The sequence below is a fragment of the Bdellovibrio svalbardensis genome, assembly GCF_029531655.1.
In the GTDB taxonomy this organism is placed as follows: domain Bacteria; phylum Bdellovibrionota; class Bdellovibrionia; order Bdellovibrionales; family Bdellovibrionaceae; genus Bdellovibrio; species Bdellovibrio svalbardensis.
This window is the reverse complement of the sequence record NZ_JANRMI010000001.1, coordinates 989,096-1,008,131: the sequence shown is the minus strand read 5'-3', so window position 1 is coordinate 1,008,131 and position 19,036 is coordinate 989,096. Positions and strand designations below refer to the sequence as shown.

Annotated in this window: 18 protein-coding genes; 9 read left to right on the top strand and 9 right to left on the bottom strand. The window is 45.8% G+C overall.

Annotated elements, in window-relative coordinates:
• Positions 1 to 41 precede the first annotated feature (41 nt).
• Complete coding sequence (locus NWE73_RS04750; protein ID WP_277577137.1) at positions 42 to 1,586, bottom strand: YiiX/YebB-like N1pC/P60 family cysteine hydrolase; 1,545 nt, start codon at positions 1,584 to 1,586, stop codon at positions 42 to 44.
• Positions 1,587 to 1,782: 196 nt separating this feature from the next.
• On the opposite strand from NWE73_RS04750, the gene NWE73_RS04745 reads away from it, so the two are divergent.
• From NWE73_RS04745 to NWE73_RS04725, 5 genes are all read left to right on the top strand, one after another.
• A complete protein-coding gene (locus NWE73_RS04745; RefSeq protein ID WP_277577136.1) occupies positions 1,783 to 3,246 on the top strand; it encodes a class I SAM-dependent methyltransferase in 1,464 nt (487 codons plus the stop codon).
• A gap of 104 nt (positions 3,247 to 3,350) precedes the next feature.
• Positions 3,351 to 4,796, top strand: a complete 1,446-nt coding sequence (locus NWE73_RS04740; protein WP_277577135.1) for an adenylate/guanylate cyclase domain-containing protein — start codon at positions 3,351 to 3,353, stop codon at positions 4,794 to 4,796.
• Between the two features lie 153 nt (positions 4,797 to 4,949).
• Entirely contained in the window at positions 4,950 to 6,248 is a 1,299-nt protein-coding gene (locus NWE73_RS04735) for a transglycosylase SLT domain-containing protein (RefSeq protein WP_277577134.1), read from the top strand.
• Positions 6,236 to 6,664 carry a hypothetical protein gene (locus NWE73_RS04730; protein WP_277577133.1) on the top strand — a complete coding sequence of 143 codons (429 nt, stop codon included), beginning with the start codon at positions 6,236 to 6,238 and terminating at the stop codon, positions 6,662 to 6,664. Before NWE73_RS04735 ends, NWE73_RS04730 begins: the two co-directional genes overlap by 13 nt.
• The gene (locus tag NWE73_RS04725; RefSeq protein WP_277577132.1) at positions 6,648 to 7,313 is read left to right on the top strand and encodes a thermonuclease family protein; all 666 of its coding nucleotides are present in this window, start codon (positions 6,648 to 6,650) and stop codon (positions 7,311 to 7,313) included. Before NWE73_RS04730 ends, NWE73_RS04725 begins: the two co-directional genes overlap by 17 nt.
• A 2-nt stretch (positions 7,314 to 7,315) precedes the next feature.
• Here NWE73_RS04725 and NWE73_RS04720 read toward each other — a convergent pair whose 3' ends face one another.
• Positions 7,316 to 8,197: a LysR family transcriptional regulator gene (locus NWE73_RS04720; protein WP_277577131.1), complete on the bottom strand. Its 882-nt coding sequence runs from the start codon at positions 8,195 to 8,197 to the stop codon at positions 7,316 to 7,318.
• A gap of 121 nt (positions 8,198 to 8,318) precedes the next feature.
• On the opposite strand from NWE73_RS04720, the gene NWE73_RS04715 reads away from it, so the two are divergent.
• Both NWE73_RS04715 and thpR read left to right on the top strand, forming a co-directional pair.
• Entirely contained in the window at positions 8,319 to 9,275 is a 957-nt protein-coding gene (locus NWE73_RS04715; protein ID WP_277577130.1) for a TerC family protein, read from the top strand.
• Positions 9,276 to 9,404: 129 nt separating this feature from the next.
• Positions 9,405 to 10,025, top strand: a complete 621-nt coding sequence (gene thpR / locus NWE73_RS04710) for an RNA 2',3'-cyclic phosphodiesterase (RefSeq protein WP_277577129.1) — start codon at positions 9,405 to 9,407, stop codon at positions 10,023 to 10,025.
• A 67-nt stretch (positions 10,026 to 10,092) separates the two neighbouring features.
• Here thpR and NWE73_RS04705 read toward each other — a convergent pair whose 3' ends face one another.
• Positions 10,093 to 10,482, bottom strand: a complete 390-nt coding sequence (locus tag NWE73_RS04705; RefSeq protein WP_277577128.1) for a hypothetical protein — start codon at positions 10,480 to 10,482, stop codon at positions 10,093 to 10,095.
• Between the two features lie 275 nt (positions 10,483 to 10,757).
• On the opposite strand from NWE73_RS04705, the gene NWE73_RS04700 reads away from it, so the two are divergent.
• Positions 10,758 to 11,093 (top strand): hypothetical protein, encoded by a 336-nt coding sequence (locus NWE73_RS04700; protein ID WP_277577127.1) that lies wholly within the window; start codon positions 10,758 to 10,760, stop codon positions 11,091 to 11,093.
• A gap of 116 nt (positions 11,094 to 11,209) precedes the next feature.
• On the opposite strand, the gene NWE73_RS04695 is transcribed toward NWE73_RS04700, so the two are convergent.
• The 6 genes from NWE73_RS04695 to NWE73_RS04670 are packed head-to-tail and all read right to left on the bottom strand — an operon-like array spanning position 11,210 to position 17,311.
• Positions 11,210 to 11,734: a NuoI/complex I 23 kDa subunit family protein gene (locus tag NWE73_RS04695; RefSeq protein ID WP_277577126.1), complete on the bottom strand. Its 525-nt coding sequence runs from the start codon at positions 11,732 to 11,734 to the stop codon at positions 11,210 to 11,212.
• Complete coding sequence (locus NWE73_RS04690; protein WP_277577125.1) at positions 11,731 to 13,314, bottom strand: 2Fe-2S iron-sulfur cluster-binding protein; 1,584 nt, start codon at positions 13,312 to 13,314, stop codon at positions 11,731 to 11,733. Before NWE73_RS04690 ends, NWE73_RS04695 begins: the two co-directional genes overlap by 4 nt.
• Entirely contained in the window at positions 13,295 to 14,587 is a 1,293-nt protein-coding gene (gene nuoF, locus NWE73_RS04685) for an NADH-quinone oxidoreductase subunit NuoF (RefSeq protein WP_277577124.1), read from the bottom strand. Before nuoF ends, NWE73_RS04690 begins: the two co-directional genes overlap by 20 nt.
• On the bottom strand, positions 14,587 to 15,060 hold the full coding sequence (locus NWE73_RS04680) for a complex I 24 kDa subunit family protein (RefSeq protein ID WP_277577123.1): 474 nt from the start codon (positions 15,058 to 15,060) through the stop codon (positions 14,587 to 14,589). Before NWE73_RS04680 ends, nuoF begins: the two co-directional genes overlap by 1 nt.
• Positions 15,061 to 15,078: 18 nt before the next feature.
• Positions 15,079 to 16,761, bottom strand: coding sequence for an NADH dehydrogenase (quinone) subunit D (gene nuoD, locus NWE73_RS04675; protein WP_277577122.1), 1,683 nt, complete (start codon positions 16,759 to 16,761; stop codon positions 15,079 to 15,081).
• Positions 16,748 to 17,311, bottom strand: coding sequence for an NADH-quinone oxidoreductase subunit B (locus NWE73_RS04670; protein ID WP_407652926.1), 564 nt, complete (start codon positions 17,309 to 17,311; stop codon positions 16,748 to 16,750). The genes nuoD and NWE73_RS04670 overlap by 14 nt, the downstream gene beginning before the upstream one ends.
• 282 nt (positions 17,312 to 17,593) lie before the next feature.
• Here NWE73_RS04670 and NWE73_RS04665 point away from each other — a divergent pair, with 282 nt between their 5' ends.
• Positions 17,594 to 19,027 (top strand): S8 family peptidase, encoded by a 1,434-nt coding sequence (locus tag NWE73_RS04665; protein ID WP_277577121.1) that lies wholly within the window; start codon positions 17,594 to 17,596, stop codon positions 19,025 to 19,027.
• Positions 19,028 to 19,036: the final 9 nt, after the last annotated feature.

The window sequence follows — 19,036 nt, the reverse complement described above, 5'->3', positions numbered from 1 at the left end:
AAAACCCGCTTCGAAAGAGCGGGTTTTTTGTTTTTAGCCTGCTATTCGCAGCTTTTGGCTTTTGAGTAGAAGAACCAATGGAACTTGGATCTATCCACTTCATTTCTGTATCTATCATCCGGGAACGGCGAGTTGCGCGCGTCTTGGTACTCCTTATGCAACTGACAATCTTTCCTGCGATAGTCATCATTGATTGTCAGGAATTCTCTGAACGTTGGCAAATAGCCATGCTCTTTATAATACTTGTCTTCTTTCTCGTACAAATTCTTTTCCAAAGTCGTCGCCACGGCCTCGAACTGAGCAGTTGTTCTTAGTGTCTGCAAAGGCATGTACTTCGGAAGAACGTCCTTCACCAAACCGAACTGACGCAAGAATTTACCTAGCAATGCTTTGCTTGCTGATGGGATAGAAAAATGGAAGTTGTAGTCCTTCTGAATCATCCAACCGTAAACGCTTTGCAAGACCGCATCCTGCATACGCACCTGACGAAGCAATGGATAGTACTTATACTCAGCCACGAAATCAAAACGCGGGTCCGCTTCGACGTCATAAGGTGCAAAAAGAGTTTTCGCAGTGACACCCAAAGAGGCTGGGTAATCCGTATTCTTAAACTTTGTCACTGAACTTCTGAACTTCGGCACAATCACCGCACCGTTAGAAGCCTTATCGTAAGCATAACGAGCCACTTCCGAGCAAAAGAAACCATCATTATAGTTCTTATCATTCATACCGAAGTCGTAGCGAATTTCGCCATTCTTTGCGATACCTGCCTTCGAGTACTCATACATCATTTGACCCGCACGTTTAGCAAGATCCTTGTCTGGATTGCGATAGAGAGCAACGCGGGCGTCTTGGGCTTTACGCCATTTTTCCAGCGGCGTGATGATGATGCCCGTTTGAATCAAAGATTCCACGATATATTGATTGCCCTTTTTGTCTTCACCCACGATTGCCAAATGAGAAAAGTTCCCCTCTTCATCCGCAATACGAGCGATCATCGCTGAGACGTAGCTCTTACCACGCACCACCAAGAGATCCCCAGTTTGAAGTTTAAAACCTTCGAATTTTGGGTTTGTCATTGTGTAAATCGGATCAGCTTCAAGAATTGCCGGAGTTCTTACGTCGACTACTTTGTTATGAACCAACCACTCTAATAGATACTCCTCAGTAATACGGGAGTATTGAATACCTTCACGCACCTTGGTGATGCACTCCGGAGTCAGTTCATTTCGCTCATCAAACAGCTGGTACTTTTCACGCAATGTGACTCGCACCTGAAAAAGAGACTTCATCAGGCCAACGCCCTGCTCTTTCATTTTTCCGATTTCTTGCGGAGTTTTCGGAATAAAGTAATCGGAAGTCGCACCATAAAGATAGTCCGTCATACCATTGATATAAGACGCACAAGTTTTCGCATTGAAAACGGTGTTGTCATTTAGATCTCGCAAAACTGTCGATGCTCCAGAAAAGAGGTCTTCAGTACTAGCGGGTTTTCGTTGACTGTCTGAAGGCTTAAAAGGACTTTGGCAGCCCATGTTTGCGAATGTGAATGCAGAAGCAAATACCAATAATGCAATCTTCTTCATGAACGATTCTCCATCAATTTAGTCGCTATTAATTTCTTGATTACTAAAGTACTTCGGCTCTTTACCCGCAAAACTTCACTCGACAATTGTCTTGGCATGCAAGTCTTAGGACTGGGACATGAACTGGACTATAAACTCCCGAAGGATTGGGACGATAAGAGAAATGCTTACTTTTAATCTAACCAGAGGAATCACCATGAGTTCGAATGCAATGAAGCAAGAGTTCTTCCATATTGACGAATCCACGCGCAAAAAAGTTGTCCGCCAAGACCGCACTCCCCTGGAACCGGGTATGTGTTATTTAGATTTCCATGGCCGTCAATTCGAAGTTCTTAACATCAGCCACTTCGGCTGTGCTGTCCTGGTTTCTGCAACGGACTTTCCCAACATGCAAGATCACTTCGCAAAAAATCCAAACATGGAAGCGGATGTCCTTTTCAAAAACATTCTGACTCAAAACCTGAGTCTGCGTTGGGCTCGCGCCGAAAAACACAGCAAATCAGTCACCGGCGAAATGATCGTTGGCTTCGAAGTTATCGGCGAGCCATTCAAAATGGACCGCATTAAAGCCCTCGAAGTTTCTGCTGAGGTGATCAAAGAGCAAACTCTTTACGCTCAAAACCTGGCACAACTTCCTGCGGAGTTTAAAACCTTCGTTTATGAAATGAAAGACTGGCTTGAGAAACTCAAAGGCCATATCGACAAACTTGAGGCGGATGCTCCCGTAGATAACTGGAAGGAAGCCCAAGACTACAAACTGACAATTGCAGAAACGGTGTCTGAGTATTTAGGCCACGTGATCCCTGCAACTTATGCGAAGGTTCCTGTTTTCATCGCAAATTTCACACCAGAACAAATGAAATGGGCCACTGAATTTGCACGCAACCAAATCGGTCATTTGGTTTACGGCGCACCCTTTGCAAATCGCGCTTACTTCAAACCACGCGGCTATGCCGGCGACTATGAAATGATGAATCACCTTTACCGTGATGAACTCGTTGGTAAAACTCTTTTTGACCAATGTATGCATAAATACTTTATTGATGAACCTGCTGGCGCTGCGGTTAAAAATCGCGGTCAGTATCTTTTCGAAAAGATCACTCAACTCTTCACTGCGACACCGCCTTCAACTCCGTTGAAAGTGATGTCCGTGGCAAGCGGTCCTGCGATGGAGCAACAATTGTTCCTTCAAAATAGCAGCCAATTCTATGGCCGACCTGCTGAGTTTACCTGCCTGGATCAAGACGAAGAGTCTTTGAAGCATGCACAAAGACAGCTTCAATCGGTGGATCGCTTTGTGAAGTCTGGTTTCAATTTCAAATTCAACAACATGGCGATCCGCAATGTCATTGCGGCGGGCTTGCCAGAGCAAAACTATGATTTGATTTACTCAGCCGGTCTTTTTGACTACTTCACAGAGCCTGTTGCGCAAATGGCAGCACAAAAGATGCTTGCTGCCGTGAAGCCAGGTGGCCGTGTGATTATCGGTAACTTCAGCAAAAATAACCCTTGTGTGCCGTTCATGGAGTTGATCCTCGATTGGCATTTAATCTACAGATCTGAAGAAGATCTTTTGAGAATATTTAAAGGAATGGGCTCTAAAATCTGGGTTGAAAAAGAACCTCTTGGAGTAAACCTTTTTGTTGTCATCGAGAAATAGCCCTACTCCAGCAACGCTGGAGTGCAAGCCAGACAGCAACGCTGGAGTGCCAGCCAGACAGCGAAGCTGGAGTATAGACAGGCCAGATAGGACAGGATAGTCAGTTGTTTAATGGAAAAGAGATCACTTCGAAGGAGCTCCGCGAATTCGAAGTGAATGATGAAATCAAATCGGTTCTTAAGATCATCGCCAATTGGATGGCCGCGCCACTCTTTTTGGCGTTTTGGATCGCCGATTTGATTTACATTCCCCAACTCAAATGGCAGTTCCTGGCTCTCCGCCTTACAATCGTGCCTGTTTGCTTTACCGCCAAGTATTTCATCGAGAAGGAACAGGCCTCTGCAAAATCCCAATGGATTGCCACCTACTATGCCTTCTTCGTCGCCCTGCCCATCAATGTGATGGTCGGCCTTATTCCTGATGTATCGACGGGATACTATGCTGGGCTCAATCTTGTAGCTCTAGGAGCCTTGTCGTTCATTCCTTTTTCATTGAGTTTCTTCGCCCTGACTACCGCCGCAATTTATTTGCCTTATTTCGCAATAGTTTTAAGCAAAGCCAAAACCAGCCACGACTATCTTGGTATTCTTTTAAATACCTTCTTCATTGTTGGCTCCATTGTCATTTGTTTCCTAATTCGTTTCTTTAATGAAAAGCTGCGTATTCGCGAAATCAACAGCCGTCTGGCTTTGAAATCTGAAATCGCCAATCGCGATAACATAATTAAAAATAAAACAGATGAAGCCGTTCGTCTGAATACTTTAAGCACGCAGTTCAGCCCTCAAGTCGTACAAGCCATCCGCGAAGGCAAGGTTGATCTTGAGAAAGGTGTTCGCAGAGCTCAAATCTGCGCGATCTTTGTAGATATCGTTGGATCCACCGAGCGCGTGGTCCGCTTGGATCAAGCCAAGGTCGACCTCGTTCTGGCTCGCTTCATGGACACTGTGGTTTCGATATTCCTGAAGTACGATCTTACTATTGATAAATTCCAAGGCGATGGAATTCTGGCCTTTGCCAACGACCCGATCCGCTATGGGGACTTCATGCAAAGAACCTGTCTGGCTTCTTTGGAGGTTCGCGAGGCTCTTCGCCAAGACCGCGAATTTTATCTATTGAACTGGAAGAAGGAGATGCAGATCCGCATTGGCATCTCTGCCGGTTATGCCAATGTCGGCTTCTATGGCAATAAGAAGTTCTTCCGCTCTTACACGGCAATCGGGGCTCCGTTGCCTTTTGCCTCTCGCCTGACGAACTTGGCCCAGCCCGATCAGATCCTGATCGACTCAGATATTGCACAAGCCCTTGAGGCCGATGGCTACAATCTTAAAAGCATTGGAGAAAGAGTCATCAAAGGTTTCGAAGACGATCAACATATTGTCTTTGAACTCATTCATGGTCCCGTCACCCGAGTGGAAGCGATGCCAAACAATGCAGCCTGCCCTCATTGTGCTGACTCAATTCTGTTCCTTGATACCAATCCACACGGCATTTTTGTGATGAAGTGTCGTCAGTGTGGCTATGAACTCAATAGCATGAGTGCCTCAGCCTAAGCTGTCTACTTGCGCGACAGCCCCCCGACACTTTTAGGCATTCTCCAAACCTGTCTCAAGTCGAGACAGGTTTCGCATCCCTAACTTCCTGATAAGACGACATATTCATTGGCAGACCTCTTGCTCTACAAAGTCCCAGGAGGATCCCTTACGATGAAACCTTCGACATCTTCTTATTTTGCGAAGCTTCTGCTGATGAACGTCTGTTCAGCCTTTCTTTTAGGTATGAACTACGGCATCGCCCCTTCATCTTTTGAGTTGGCCTCCAAAGCTCAACCTACAGAAGCTCAACCTTCCGATGCTGAACAGATTGCTCCCGTGATTGAACACGCCTTGGATCAGGTCAACAGAGCCAAGAATATTCAGTCTTTGTTTGGCTGGTTTGACAATAACTCCACTAAAAACTGTGAAGACTGCGTGAAGCAGATTTCAAATATGCGCTATGCTCAATGCAGTTCCTCTGACAAAAACGGATATATGGAAAAAGAGCTGGAGAATATGTCGACTTCAAATTCTCTTCTTGGCCGCTTGATCCGTAAAAACATCAGACCCGACTCTATTATTAAGCCTATTTGCATGCAGATGAGCATGGAACTAGGTCGCTCGGCTCTTCCCCGCAGCTCTTATAAAACCTGCTCGAAATCAAACGGCTACGGTTCCGGAGTGGGCGCCGCTTGCGTGAGCGAAAACCATTTTAAGCTAATCAATAACAGTTTTGATTTGGTTTCTACTTGCATGAAGGACTTCATTGCCTCTGGTGAAAGTGATGAAATGAAAAAACTGGATGTCAGAGCGGTCTATGCTTTGGTGAATGTTGAATCAGGATTTCATATGAACGCAGTCAGTGGCACTGGGGCCGGCGGTATTGGGCAGTTTACAAGTGCTGCCATCAAAGACGTGAATTTAAATGAACTGCCAGAGGTTCGCAATTCCTTAGAATCGAATAGCAATCCCGTTTGTGGACGCATGTCTATGGAACTCTTAGACTCCATGAGCCCTATGCGTGATGCCTCTTCAAAATCCTGCGATCGCATCTCTTTGAAAAATGGCAACCCAGTTAAAAATATGCTCTACTCCTTCGCCTACTTGCGCGGAGTAAAGAAAGACCTGGATCGTGCGATCTTTAAGTCCAAGGACTTCTCTAAGAAGTTTAAACTTTCTGAATATGATCTGGCTAAAATCAAAAGAGCCATGATGGTATGGTCTCACAATACGGGCTCTGCGGGCACGCTTACTCCAACTAAAGCATTGCTGCGCACTCTTTATAGAAACAAGCCTGTGACTGATGCAGACACCTTCATCAATCAACTTCAGCAGTATATGCAAAAATACCCGGCATCAGCGAATGCAGGTCGCGCACGCCGTAAAGAAACATCGCAGTACTTCCCTAAGATCACAACGCTTTTGAACAAGATCGAAACAAATGCCGGAGGTGGCTCATGCGTAAACTAGTACTTGCCTTTGCGGGACTACTCCTTAGCTCGAACGCTTTTGCTTTCACTGATTCGGCGACGATCAATGCCACTAAGAGTTTAATCGCTCACGTGCAAACGCAAGGTACTCTGCAAGAGCGCAATGCAACTCTTGAGCGTTATAAAGAGTTTTTAAGCAACCGTCTGAATACATTTGAAATGCCAGAAGATGCTTTGAATGTTGACGACGAGCTCGCTATGGAATTCGCCAGCCTCAATGAGTTTGAGTCCTATGTCATGAATATTGACCTCAGAAAGCTGAATCAAAAATCATGTGCTGCAGCCAAAGCTCGCGTGGAGGCCGCTACCGGCGCCAGCCAAGACCAGTTGTCAAAAGGACAGATTGGTTCCGAAGCCCTACTCGCACAGGAGATCATCAATGCGCTCTGCAAGTAAATCCCTTCTAGGGGCTTTGATTGTTCTGGCTCCCTTGTGGAGTCTTGCCGATGCCATTACTGGACGGGTGATTGACGTGCATGACGGAGACACTCTCACCGTTCAAATACCTGGTGATATTACGAAATATAAAGTGCGGATGCTTGGAGTAGATACCCCCGAAGTGGATTTCTTCAGCCAGACTCAGGGTGAGTCCGCGTTTCTAGCACGCGACTTCGTGCGTGGCTTAGCCCCGATTGGGAGCACGGCGACTGTTACATACGACACGAACGGTTTTGATAAACACAACCGCATCCTGGGTCGTATTGTTGTCAATAATATCGAGATCAACCGCGAACTCTTAAAGAATGGCTTGGGCTATCTTTACTTTATCTACCCCTTTGATAAGAAGATCGTGGCAGAATACAGCGAACTGGCGCGATCAGCGGCGGTCAGCTCCAAGGGACTGTTTTCGCCTCAATTTAATGACATTGCCGCGCCTTATGAATTTCGTCTAAGTGTACGAAATCAACAAGGCACGAATATGGTCGGAGATCTTGAAACCAAAATTCTTTATTCGCAGAAGGACATCACTCAGGTTCCTGTATGGAGACGTGTTTTCTTTAGCGATCCACAGTTAGCCGTGCGTAACGGATATAAAATCAAATAGCCTTATTTTAGCGAGAACTCTTTCATCAACTTAGCGACGATGGGGTTCTCGATTTTTCGGCTTGCTGCCATCAACCAAATCTCTTCATAAACTCCATTGAGCTTGCCCAAGACAACAAGCTTCTTCTCCTTGACCAGGTCTTTGGCAACTACGTCAGCAATAGGGATGAGACCGACCCCTTCTGTTCCCAGCAGCGTTTGCAGACTGGTATCCTGAGTCTCGGCAACGCAATCGACTTTGATGCCATTCACTGAAAAATAATGATCTATATCGCGGCGAAGCTTGCTGTGAATCGTTGGAAAGACGAAAGGCTGACCTTCCAGGGATCTCGGAAAATTCTTCTTAAGATGCTTGTATTTTTCTGAGGCACAAACGACAACATCGATTTTTGCGACTGATTTTGCATAGACAGTTTGAAAATCCACTGAGGGAGCATAATTCGAAAGAAGCAGATCCACTTCATGCGCTGAAAGTTCGCGAAGAAGTTTATCCCCCGCACCTTCCAACACTGACACCATACAGTTGCCAGCCTCATAGGCCTTTAAAATCACTTCCTTGATTATATGCTTGGGCACACTGTCCAAGGCCCCAATCTGCACGTGGATGCGGTTATTCTGCAATCGATCTTCCAAGGCTTCAATCATTTCAGAGCCAATTCGAAACACTTGATCCGCATATTCAAATGCAATTTTTCCAGCCTCGGTAAGATGCAGACGCTGCTTGCTTCTTTCGAATAGTGGACGCCCCAGCGACTCTTCCAGCTGTTTCAATTGGGTGCTCAGAGTTGGCTGGCCGATATTTAATTTAGCAGCAGCCTTCGCAATGCTTCCCTCTTGGGCAATCGTATAGAAATATTGAAGATGATGATAATTCAGCCACTGCATGTCCCAAACCCTTCGTTTAAAGCGAATAACTTCCTTAAGATTATCGATTTTTTAAAAGTAAAGAAAGCAGTTACTATGCTTTTATTGAGGAGGTCTCTTGATACCTGATTTATTATTTCCTATGGCTGAATATTGGTGGTTCTACCTGGCGTTCCTGGGCTTCGTAATTGGCATGCTTGCCCTTGACCTAGGCGTCTTCCATAAGCAATCCCACACTGTCAGCTTCAAGGAAGCCACTGCATGGTCCCTTGTCTGGGTTAGCTTAGCCCTCATCTTTAATGCCGGTCTATATTGGTACACTCTCGATAAATTTGGCGATCCCAGTGTCGCGAAACAAACCGCCTTAGAATTCCTCACTGGCTATGTCATTGAGAAGTCTCTTTCCATCGATAATATATTCGTATTCGTCGTCGTCTTCGGATTCTTTGGCATTCCCGCCAAATATCAGCACCGGGTTCTCTTCTATGGCATTATCGGCGCCTTGATTTTCCGCGCTATCTTCATTGCGCTGGGATCCGTCCTTATGCAATACCACGCGGTGGTTATTATTTTCGGAGCTTTCTTGATCTTTACCGGTATCAAGATGATGTTCTCTCACGACCAAGCCGTTGATCCTTCCAAGAACTGGTTGATTCGCTTGATGAAACGCTATTTTCCAGTGGCGGATCGCATGCATGAGGATCGCTTCTTTATCAAAGAAAATGGCCTGCGCATGGCGACTCCGCTTTTTGTCGCTCTGATCTTCCTTGAATTTACGGATGTGATTTTTGCCGTGGACTCAGTGCCTGCGATCTTTGCGATTACAAAAGAACCGTTGATTGTGTTTACTTCAAATATTTTCGCGATTCTGGGATTACGCTCTTTGTACTTCTTGCTAGCCGGCGTGGTCGACAAATTCCATTTGTTGAAGTTCGGTCTTGCAGCCGTCTTGATATTCGTTGGATTGAAAATGGTTTGGTTGAACAACCTCTTCGACGGCAAGTTCCCGATTGGAATTTCATTGGGGGTCATCGCCGCTCTAATTGGTGGCTCCATTGCCGCTTCTTTGATCTTCCCTCCCAAAGTCAAAGATAAGTAATTTTGTGTATAGCAGGCTGGTTGTCGCTAAACCCGCCTGCTATCTCGTTTGTGTCTGAGCTGAGGGACTTTCTGGGCAATTTCAGTTTTAAACCTTGGTCCTTCGCACAACCCAAGTTAATATCTATGCATGAAGAAACGATTGTTCTTTGCCTTGAATGCCAGTGATCCTCTAGAGAAAACGTTTCTACCTATCTATAAGAAACTTCGAATTATAGCCGACAAAAAAGAAATGGTCATGAAATGGGTTCCGCTTGAGAACTTCCATGCGACTGTTACTTTTATTGGTCCCATGGATGAAGAGGCAGTTCCTCAGCTTGCTGATACCTTAGAAACAGTCTGTACTCGCTTTGCCCCGTTTGACTTGAAGGTTGAAGATGTCGGCGCATTCTCAAGCGAACAGGATGCACGCGTTCTTTGGCTGGGCGTACAGAATAAAAGATATTTGAATGAATTCAAAACGGCTCTGGAAGAGGAACTGACTAAAAACGATCTTCTGCCTCAGCCGGAGCAGCGTGACTATACTCCACACATCACTTTTGCCCGCCTTCGCAATCCAAAAAGCGTCAAAGACATGCTTTCTCCATTCAAGCGAAAAAGCTTTGGTAAAATTCATGTCAGTGAAATCGTCTTGTACGAGTCGGAAGTGCGAGGAGCTTACACGGTTTATAAACCTTTGGTTCGCTGTAAGCTGACTGGGACCATCGAGAGCCATGAGGATGTGGACTCGAGTCTGGGGATTCAGGAATAGAAAGCTAAAATAAAAAAAGGAAGGCCAAAGCCTTCCTTTTTTATTTCCTAGCATGGAATTTTAAAAACTAGTGTTTCCATCCATTGCCAAAAAGATCGATCACGATGTTGTGATCATTCAGCACGAATAAAAGTCTTCCCCAATGTCCACCTTCCATACGCGGTGTAAAGTAAACACGTGTCGTACAAGTTTGACCAGGGTTCAAAACCTTAGGGCAATTTGTACGAGCGTCGTACATAGCACCACTGATGGAGATGCCTTTCACTTCCAATGTTTCAGTTGGATTTGCAGTCAAAGTGAAGTCGGCATACATATTAAAGCCCACATTCACACTACCAAAACTATAACGATAATATTGATCAACAGGCTTTGCTTCTACTGCGAAAGTCCCCATGCTTTGCGCAAAAGACAAGACCGGAGCGCAAACCAAAAACAATGCTGCTAAAAGATTTTTCATAAAATTTCCCCCTACTAGAAAGTCTGGGCGATGCTCCCCGCGGTTGCAAGTTTAATGCGGTGTAGACCCAAAAAAGAAGCAGGTACCTTTTCGGTGACATTCCTTGGCTGGGTCCCTGTGGCTTAAACGATGGCCACAGAGTTATCCTCGCTTATATTTGAATCCACCTTGGAATGATCATCGCACTAGAAGTTAGTGATTAGAGCCGCGCCGGTTGGATAACGGGGAATTCACTCCGCAACCTTTAGAGCGGATTAACTTATTTTGGAGAACCTATGAAAAAGATCATTATGCTAGTTTCATTACTTTGTGGTTTCAATGCTATGGCCAAAAGCGAACCTTTCATCGCCGTCAGTAGCAACCAAGCAATCACTATTCTTACTAAGAAAACTAAAGTCCCTGCCAATGTCTTGTTTGCGCCGATCCTCTGCTACAATGGAACGGTAGAGGATGCTGAAGAAATCATCCAGAGATCTATTGAAATCAGAGGAGGATATACCCTGGTTGGCTTCAGAACTGGGCAGTACCTTGGAGATCTATCGATCTTTGCCGAGATCGAGACTGACCGACAAGCAACAGTTAAAATCCGTTTGGATGTCTGCGGCAAATAGTCGTTTCCAGTTAGAGCTCAATGGCTTCGCCATAAAAAAAAGAGGACCGGCATTTTGCCCGTCCTCTTTTTTTATTTCCAATTTCCTACTCCGACGAAGTCGGAGTGCAAGGCGGTCTAGATCCCCTGCTTGTGGCGTTCTTCGTCGTCAACGTGAGTTTGGATACCACCCTTAAGATTTGGGCGATAAGCCAAGTGATTGATGTCGTAGATGAAGTTTCCACCGTTCACAGCCGGAGTTTGCCATTCAGGTCCCAAGCGGATTGCATCCACTGGGCAGGCTTCTTCGCAGTAACCGCAGAATACGCAACGGAGGATATCGATTTCGTAGGCAATTGGGAATTTCTCGACCGTTGGATCGTTATGTTCCGCTGCTACGATTTTGATACATTCCGCAGGACAGTTCGTCGCGCACAACATACAAGCCGTGCAACGAAGAGATCCGTCTTTCTTTACTGTCAAAACATGGTTCCCTTTGAATCTTGGAGAGTAGTCATACTTCTCTTCAGGATAATTCAAGGTCATCATTTTTTTACGATTCAAAAGATTGCCTACCAAGTGCTTTCCAGTGATCCAAAGACCACCCAAAACACCCGGCAAGTACCATTTGGCCTTTTCAGAGTTGTTTTGCATTACGCTCATAGGCTACCTCTCTTAAATACGAACTCGTTTTTCTTACGAGCTTCAACTTCAACTTGGTCAATACGTTGGTTCATCGGCATGAACTCATTTGCTGGTGAAGCATTGATCGCCAGGTTTTTACCTGCAAGCAACAATGCCGCCTCAGTCAAAGTAAGTGCTTCAGAAACCACAACCGTTGCCTTCTTGAATTTTTGTTCAAGTCCCGCGTGGTTGATGAATGTTCCATCTTTCTCTACGAAAGTTTTCATAGGGATCAATGAAACGTTGCCCGTCAAAGCAGACAAGGCCTCGTTCTTACCCGCTTGCAACCAGATCAAGTTTTGAGCTTTTGAAAGCTCTTTCACGCGATCTGCGAAGTCAGGGAATACCGCTTGGTTTTCTGGGCCCGCAACAACAACAGTTTTGATAGAACCAGCTGCAAGACCTTGAGACAATTCGTTCCAAGTTGCAGAGATTCCGTGTTTTTCAAGAACTTTCAACAAGCCTTTGGTATTCGGGTTTTTGTCACCACGAAGCAGAAGACCGTCAAATTCATCGAAAGACTCTTTGTTGTTAATCCAGAAGTAGACCTTCTTAGATTTAAATTCATTTACGAAAGTACCAACGATGGCATCAAATTCTTCAACAGTGTATTGAGCCGTCAATACCAACGCCAGAGAGTCTGCTGCTGTTGACTTAACAACTTCAGAGGCCGCTTTCGCCGCTGCACCTGCGTGCATTTCAGTCCAACCAGTGTTGTTACGAACTTGAGCTTTCAACAAACGGTGGTCTTTGTTTACAAACTTATAGATTTCGCGACCTTCATCGCACATCCAGTGACCGTTTACTTTTTCATTGTAAACAGGTTTTACGCGGAAGAAACCTTCGCGATTGTAGTAAACTTTAACGTTACAGCCAGTTGAGCAACCGTTACATACAGTTTCTGAATCTTTTAGATACCAAACCCTTTGACGGAAACGGAAGTCTTTCGACGTCAATGCACCCACTGGGCAGATATCCACAGTGTTCAAAGAATATTTGTTATTCAAAGGCATTCCATCATGAGTGCCGATTTCAGTGCGGTCACCACGGTTGAAAAGACCCAATTCATTAGTTTTAGAGACTTCTTCAGTGAAGCGCACACAACGAGAGCAAAGGATGCATCTTTCAGAATCCAAAACCACAGTTGGGCCCAAGTCCACAACCTTGTGTTTCTTTTGCTTCGGCTCAGCCATTTCAGGATCGTACTTACCGTACTCCATGTATTGGTCTTGAAGTCCGCACTCACCTGCCTGGTCACAGATAGGGCAATCCAAAGGATGGTTGATCAAATGGAAATCAAGTCCCCACTTAACAGCATCACGAACTTTTTCGGATGTGTTGTTGATCTTCATACCTTCAGTAGCCATCGTGTTACATGCGATCTGAACGCGTGGATTTCCTTCGATCTCCACCATACAAAGACGACAAACACCGGCAACACTTAGACCCGGATGCCAGCAATAGTGAGCAATGCGATCGCCCGACTGTTGCATAGCCTCGATGATCGAGGTGCCTTCCTTTACTTCGACTTCTTTGCCATTAATGGTTATTTTCGGCATATGTAGTCCCTTTTACTTTCGAGCGTCCTTCACGAACATAGAATTCAAATTCGTCTCTGAACTTATTAACGAAACTCAACACAGGCAATGCTGCTGCATCAGAAAGAGCGCAAATAGTTTTGCCCTTCATGTTGTCAGCAACTTTGATCAACAAATCGATATCCTGCAAACGACCACGGCCTTCAAGGATTGAATGAAGGATTTTATCCAACCATCCAGTACCTTCACGGCACGGGGTACATTGACCACAAGATTCATGTGCATAGAAGTGAGTCAAAACACCCAACATATCAACCATACATTGAGAGTCATCCATCACGATCACTGCGCCAGAACCAAGCATTGAGCCCAATCCCGCTAGTGATTCGTAATCCATATTGGCCTTTGCGCACTCTTCAGCTGTCAAAATCGGTGCAGATGAACCACCAGGGATGATCGCTTTTAGCTTACGACCTGGCTTCATGCCTCCGCACTCTTTCATGATCAAATCCATCAAAGGATAGCCGAGTGGAACTTCGTAGTTACCTGGCTTCATCACGTTACCAGATACTGAGAACAATTTTGTTCCCGCAGATTTTTCAGTTCCGTGCTTGCGATAAGCAGCCGCACCATCCTTAATGATGTAAGTGACTGCCGCCAAAGTTTCCACGTTATTAACGATAGTTGGCTTTCTCAAGTAGCCTTGAACCGCAGGGAATGGCGGTTTCAATTTTGGTTGGCCTTTCAAGCCTTCCAAAGATGAGATCATTCCAGTTTCTTCGCCGCAGATATAGGCGCCGGCACCACGGTACACATCAAGGTCGAAGTCGAAACCAGAACCCAAGATGTTTTTACCAAGAAGACCTGCATCGTAAGCTTCTTTGATCGCTTTATTCAAAACTTCGATCGGGTAAACGTATTCACCACGAACGTAGATATAACCTTTATGAGATCCCACTGCGAAAGCCGAGATGATCATACCTTCGATCAATTGGTGAGGAGCACGCTCCATCATCATACGATCTTTGAATGTACCAGGCTCACCTTCATCGGCATTGCACAACAAATAGCGAGGCTCACCGTTTTTCGGCAAGAAGCCCCATTTCATACCCGTCGGGAAACCCGCGCCACCACGACCGCGAAGACCAGAAGCTTTCACTTCGTCGATGATCGCTTGAGGTTGCATTTTCAAAGCTGTCGGCAAAACTGCATAGCCGCCTTTAGCTTTGTAACCCGCCAAAGTTTGATATTCTGGCAAATGATAGAATTCTGTAAGTAGTTTTACTTCAGCCATTATTTCATACCTCTCAAGAGATTCATTGCAGTCTCTGGAGTGAGTTTTTCGTGATAAGTGTCGTTCACTTGCATCATTGGCGCAGTTCCACAAGAACCCAAGCACTCAACTTTGCTAACTGTGAAACGACCGTCCGCAGTCACTTCATTGTATTTCACGCCAAGTTCATGACAGATGTGGGAAGCCATTTCACGGCCACCTTCCAAAGCGCAGGAAATATTTGTGCACACTTGCACATGGTATTTACCCACAGGCTTTTGGTTGAACATCGTATAGAACTTGAAAACTTCATTGATACGCGCCTCAGGAATATCCATCACTTGAGACAAGTGACGGATAATATCCGGCGTGATGAAGCCTTTATTTTCTTTTTGAGCAATATAAAGACTTGGAATGATCGCAGACTCACGCGCTTCGTAGCGAGCGAGTTCTTTTTTTACGTCAGCCAAACCTTGTTCAGAAAGTTTAAACATTGTTACTTACCCCAAAAATTAGCGATCAAGTTCGCCGGCAATAAGGTTCATAGAAGCGATTGTTGCGATCGCGTCTGCCAATTGAGCCCCTTTTACTACCGTCGGATAAGACTGATAGATCGCGAAGCACGGTGGACGAACTTTCAAACGATATGGATTCGCGGAACCATCACTTACGAGATAGAAACCAAGCTCACCATTCGCTGCTTCTGTTGCATCGTAGACTTCACCCACTGGTGGGCGAAGACCTTTAATGATCAACATGAAGTGATTCATCAAACCTTCGATATTGCCGTAAACGTCTTTTTTCTCTGGAAGAACGATGCCTTTGTCGCGGATTGTGTAATCGCCACCAGGAACGTTTTTGCAGACTTGTTCAACGATACGAACGGACTGACGCATTTCCTCGAAACGAACAAGGTAACGGTCATAGATATCACCAGAAGTTCCAACTGGAACGTCGAAATCCAATGAATCATATCCATAATAAGGAGTCGCTTTACGCAAATCCAAGTTCACGCCCGCTGCGCGAAGCAAAGGACCGGTATAGCCCCATTGAATAGCGTCAGCCGCGCTTACTGGACAAACACCACGAGTACGGTTGATGAAGATTTTGTTATCCAAAACCATCGAAGCCATCTCGTCTGTGCCTCTGCGAATTTCTTTACAAAGTGCCAAAACCTCATCGTACCAGCCTTCCGGCGCATCTTGAGCCATACCACCGACGCGAGTCATAGATACAGTCAAACGAGCTCCGCAAAGTTTTTCGAACAAGCCGTAAACTTGCTCACGAAGTCCGAACATGAAGAAGAATGAAGTCAAAGCACCCAAGTCCATCGCGCCCGTACCGATAGCAATCGTATGGTCGATGATACGAGAAAGTTCCGCCAGGATCACACGCATTGCCTGCGCCTTCGCTGGAATTTCCACACCCAAGATACGCTCAACCGCTTTGCAATATCCGATGTTATTCATCGGCGCCGAGCAATAGTTCAAACGATCTGTATAAGGGATAACTTGATTGTACGGATGAGTTTCCGCCATTTTTTCGAAACAACGGTGAAGGTACCCGATTTCGTTGTTACAACGAACGATAGTCTCCCCGTCCATTTCAGCCATCACACGAAGAGTTCCATGCATTGCTGTATGGGCCGGACCGATGTTCAAAGGAACATATTTATCATTCAATACGTTACCAGGAGAGCCCGGCTCGTTGTTGAAATGAATTGGCAAAGAAGTCGTACAAGCCTGTTGGTGATTGGCATCGTAGTCTTTACGAAGTGGATGACCCACGAATTGGTGGTGAGTCAAAATTCTGCGCAGATTTGGATGGCCATCAAAGATGATACCGAACATGTCATAAGCTTCGCGCTCAAACCAGTCAGCACCGCGGAAAGCGGGAATCGCAGTTCCGATAGACTCGCCTTCGCCCACTTGCGCTTTGATACGCAAACGAGAGTTGTCTTTTGAAGAGAATAAATTGTAAACGACATCAAAACGTTTTTCGCGAGTTGGATAATCCACTCCGCATACGTCCATCAAGAAGTCGAATTGGCCGGTTTCCTTTAGGAAAAGAATCACTTTCGGAGCGTCTTCTTTTGGAACCTCAAGAATGTCATCACCTACAGCGTGAGTGAATTTGAAATTCTCAACCTTGAACTTACCAGCTAGGTTTTGTTTTAAAGTCTCAAGCTTGCTCATATGGACTCTTCCAGTTTGTTTTCCAAGGGCGTGGAGTATTTGTAGCGATCATACGTTGCAAAGCCATGATACCGTCCATCACCGCCTCTGGTGTTGGAGGGCAACCTGGGATGTAAACATCGACAGGGATAACTTTGTCTACGCCTTGAAGAACGTGGTAAGCGCGGTAGAAACCACCAGAGCTTGCACATGCGCCCATTGCGATGACGTATTTTGGTTCAAGCATTTGTTGGTAGATACGAGTGATGACCGGAGCCATTTTCTCTGTGATCGTACCCGCAACAACAAGAAGATCGGCTTGACGTGGAGAGAAGCGTGCAACCTCAGCTCCGAAACGAGCTAGGTCATACTTCGGCCCCATCACCGACATGAATTCGATACCGCAACAAGCAGTACCATACGGCATTGGCCACAAAGAATTTTTACGACCCCATGCTACGATGTGATCGATCTTCGATGTGAACGCGAAATCTCGCGACATATCATCTACTGCTTGAGTTCCTGAAGCCCCGCCATGCGACGCTGAACCCTGCACTGGATTGTTGTGCATAAATACACCTCTGCAATTTCAATTAGCTATCATTAAGTAATAGTGAAAATCCGTAATCCTGACAACTAGATATCTCATTATAGGGCCCGCGTCTGATTTCCTCAACGCACCCTTCCAAATGCGAGTAATGAAATTGATTCTCCTCTCATTTACTAACAAACTCAAATTTCAACTCTACATCCGTCGGGCCACCTTACTATGTCTCTACACATGAGACCGCCACACCACGTGGTGACCTTCTCGCGCTCGATTGATAGTAGTTTTCATCAAGGAGGAAAAAACATGAACAAAGTGGCCCTGTACGTCGCAACTGCCCTTCTCTCGTTCGGTTTGTCAGCCCCAGCGCAACATTCAGCACAGCATAAAACCCAAGATTTGCTTATTAAGTTGGCACCTGGGTTTACGGAAGTTGAATTTCAAGGCGCTAAAGTCGAAAAGATCACTGATTCCTGGGTTCGAGTGCTCGCCCCTAAGAATTTCAGCCTGCATAATTTCACAAAAAATCCTGCTGTTGAGTTTGTTCAACCCAACTATAAAATCTCCTTGATGGATGATTATCAAATTCAAGACTCACTTCGTCGTGCAGCTTTGGCGAAAATGATTCGCAGAAATCCTCAGCCAACAGCTCTCGCTGCTGCAGACAACCCTGCCATCCCTGACGCTCCGCAAGCAACAACTGGTGCGGATCCTCTCTTCCCAAAACAATGGGGCATGCTGAACATTGGAATTGAGGAAGCTTGGAAGGTGACCAAGGGCAATCCCGACTTCATCGTGGCGGTCATCGATACGGGTGTCGATTATACTCACGAAGATCTTCTTCCAAATATCTGGAGAAATACTAAAGAGATTCCAAACAACGGCATTGACGATGATAACAACGGCTACATCGACGATGTGATCGGATGGGACTTCGCTGCCAATGACAACAAGCCTTATGACCTTGCGATGGATCCTTTGGATATCTTATTCAAAGGCGGCAACCCAGGCCATGGCACCCATTGCGCTGGAAACGTTGCCGCTCGCGGCGACAACGGCAAAGGTATCTCTGGCGTTGCACCAAACGTAAAGATCATGCCTCTTCGCTTCATCACAGAGAAAGGCCAAGGCACCACAGCTGATGCAATTAAAGCTATTAAGTATGCTGTGGATAATGGCGCCAAGGTTTTGAGCAACTCTTGGGGTTCTGAAGGGGAAGACCCTGCTGAAGGCCAAGAGAACCAAGCTTTGCGTGATGCTGTTCAATACGCAAAAGATCACGATGTTCTTTTCGTGGCAGCGGCTGGCAACGGCCATCAAGGCAAAGGCTACAGCAATGACACTGATCCTAAGCCTTCTTACCCTGCAACCTATCCGCACGATAACATCGTCTCCGTAGCGGCTATTGATGTGCGCGACAACTTGGGTTCATTCTCCAACTGGGGCGTGAAGACTGTGCATATCGCGGCTCCTGGTGTTGCTGTTTACTCAACAATGGTGGGTAATAAGTATTCTGACATCGTGATTGATAAATTCGGCTTTAAAGCGACCTGGGATGGCACTTCTATGGCGTGCCCGCATGTTGCTGGCGCTGCCGCTCTTTACTGGTCAGCCCATCCAGAGAAGACCTATGCGGATGTGAAAGCGGCCCTTATCGGTTCCGCGAAGAAACTTCCAAATCTCTCTGACAAAACAGTTTCCGGCGGGAAGCTCGATGTGGAAGCTTTACTGAAGTTCTAAAGAATTGAA

What these genes read in the sequence shown, in the direction of transcription:
- NWE73_RS04750 (WP_277577137.1), bottom strand. Translation starts at nt 1,586, where the DNA reads ATGAAGAAGATTGCATTATTGGTATTTGCTTCTGCATTCACATTCGCA.
- NWE73_RS04745 (WP_277577136.1), top strand. Translation starts at nt 1,783, where the DNA reads ATGAGTTCGAATGCAATGAAGCAAGAGTTCTTCCATATTGACGAATCC.
- NWE73_RS04735 (WP_277577134.1), top strand. Translation starts at nt 4,950, where the DNA reads ATGAAACCTTCGACATCTTCTTATTTTGCGAAGCTTCTGCTGATGAAC.
- NWE73_RS04730 (WP_277577133.1), top strand. Translation starts at nt 6,236, where the DNA reads ATGCGTAAACTAGTACTTGCCTTTGCGGGACTACTCCTTAGCTCGAAC.
- NWE73_RS04725 (WP_277577132.1), top strand. Translation starts at nt 6,648, where the DNA reads ATGCGCTCTGCAAGTAAATCCCTTCTAGGGGCTTTGATTGTTCTGGCT.
- NWE73_RS04720 (WP_277577131.1), bottom strand. Translation starts at nt 8,197, where the DNA reads ATGCAGTGGCTGAATTATCATCATCTTCAATATTTCTATACGATTGCC.
- NWE73_RS04715 (WP_277577130.1), top strand. Translation starts at nt 8,319, where the DNA reads ATGGCTGAATATTGGTGGTTCTACCTGGCGTTCCTGGGCTTCGTAATT.
- thpR (WP_277577129.1), top strand. Translation starts at nt 9,405, where the DNA reads ATGAAGAAACGATTGTTCTTTGCCTTGAATGCCAGTGATCCTCTAGAG.
- NWE73_RS04705 (WP_277577128.1), bottom strand. Translation starts at nt 10,482, where the DNA reads ATGAAAAATCTTTTAGCAGCATTGTTTTTGGTTTGCGCTCCGGTCTTG.
- NWE73_RS04700 (WP_277577127.1), top strand. Translation starts at nt 10,758, where the DNA reads ATGAAAAAGATCATTATGCTAGTTTCATTACTTTGTGGTTTCAATGCT.
- NWE73_RS04695 (WP_277577126.1), bottom strand. Translation starts at nt 11,734, where the DNA reads ATGAGCGTAATGCAAAACAACTCTGAAAAGGCCAAATGGTACTTGCCG.
- NWE73_RS04690 (WP_277577125.1), bottom strand. Translation starts at nt 13,314, where the DNA reads ATGCCGAAAATAACCATTAATGGCAAAGAAGTCGAAGTAAAGGAAGGC.
- nuoF (WP_277577124.1), bottom strand. Translation starts at nt 14,587, where the DNA reads ATGGCTGAAGTAAAACTACTTACAGAATTCTATCATTTGCCAGAATAT.
- NWE73_RS04680 (WP_277577123.1), bottom strand. Translation starts at nt 15,060, where the DNA reads ATGTTTAAACTTTCTGAACAAGGTTTGGCTGACGTAAAAAAAGAACTC.
- nuoD (WP_277577122.1), bottom strand. Translation starts at nt 16,761, where the DNA reads ATGAGCAAGCTTGAGACTTTAAAACAAAACCTAGCTGGTAAGTTCAAG.
- NWE73_RS04670 (WP_407652926.1), bottom strand. Translation starts at nt 17,311, where the DNA reads ATGCACAACAATCCAGTGCAGGGTTCAGCGTCGCATGGCGGGGCTTCA.
- NWE73_RS04665 (WP_277577121.1), top strand. Translation starts at nt 17,594, where the DNA reads ATGAACAAAGTGGCCCTGTACGTCGCAACTGCCCTTCTCTCGTTCGGT.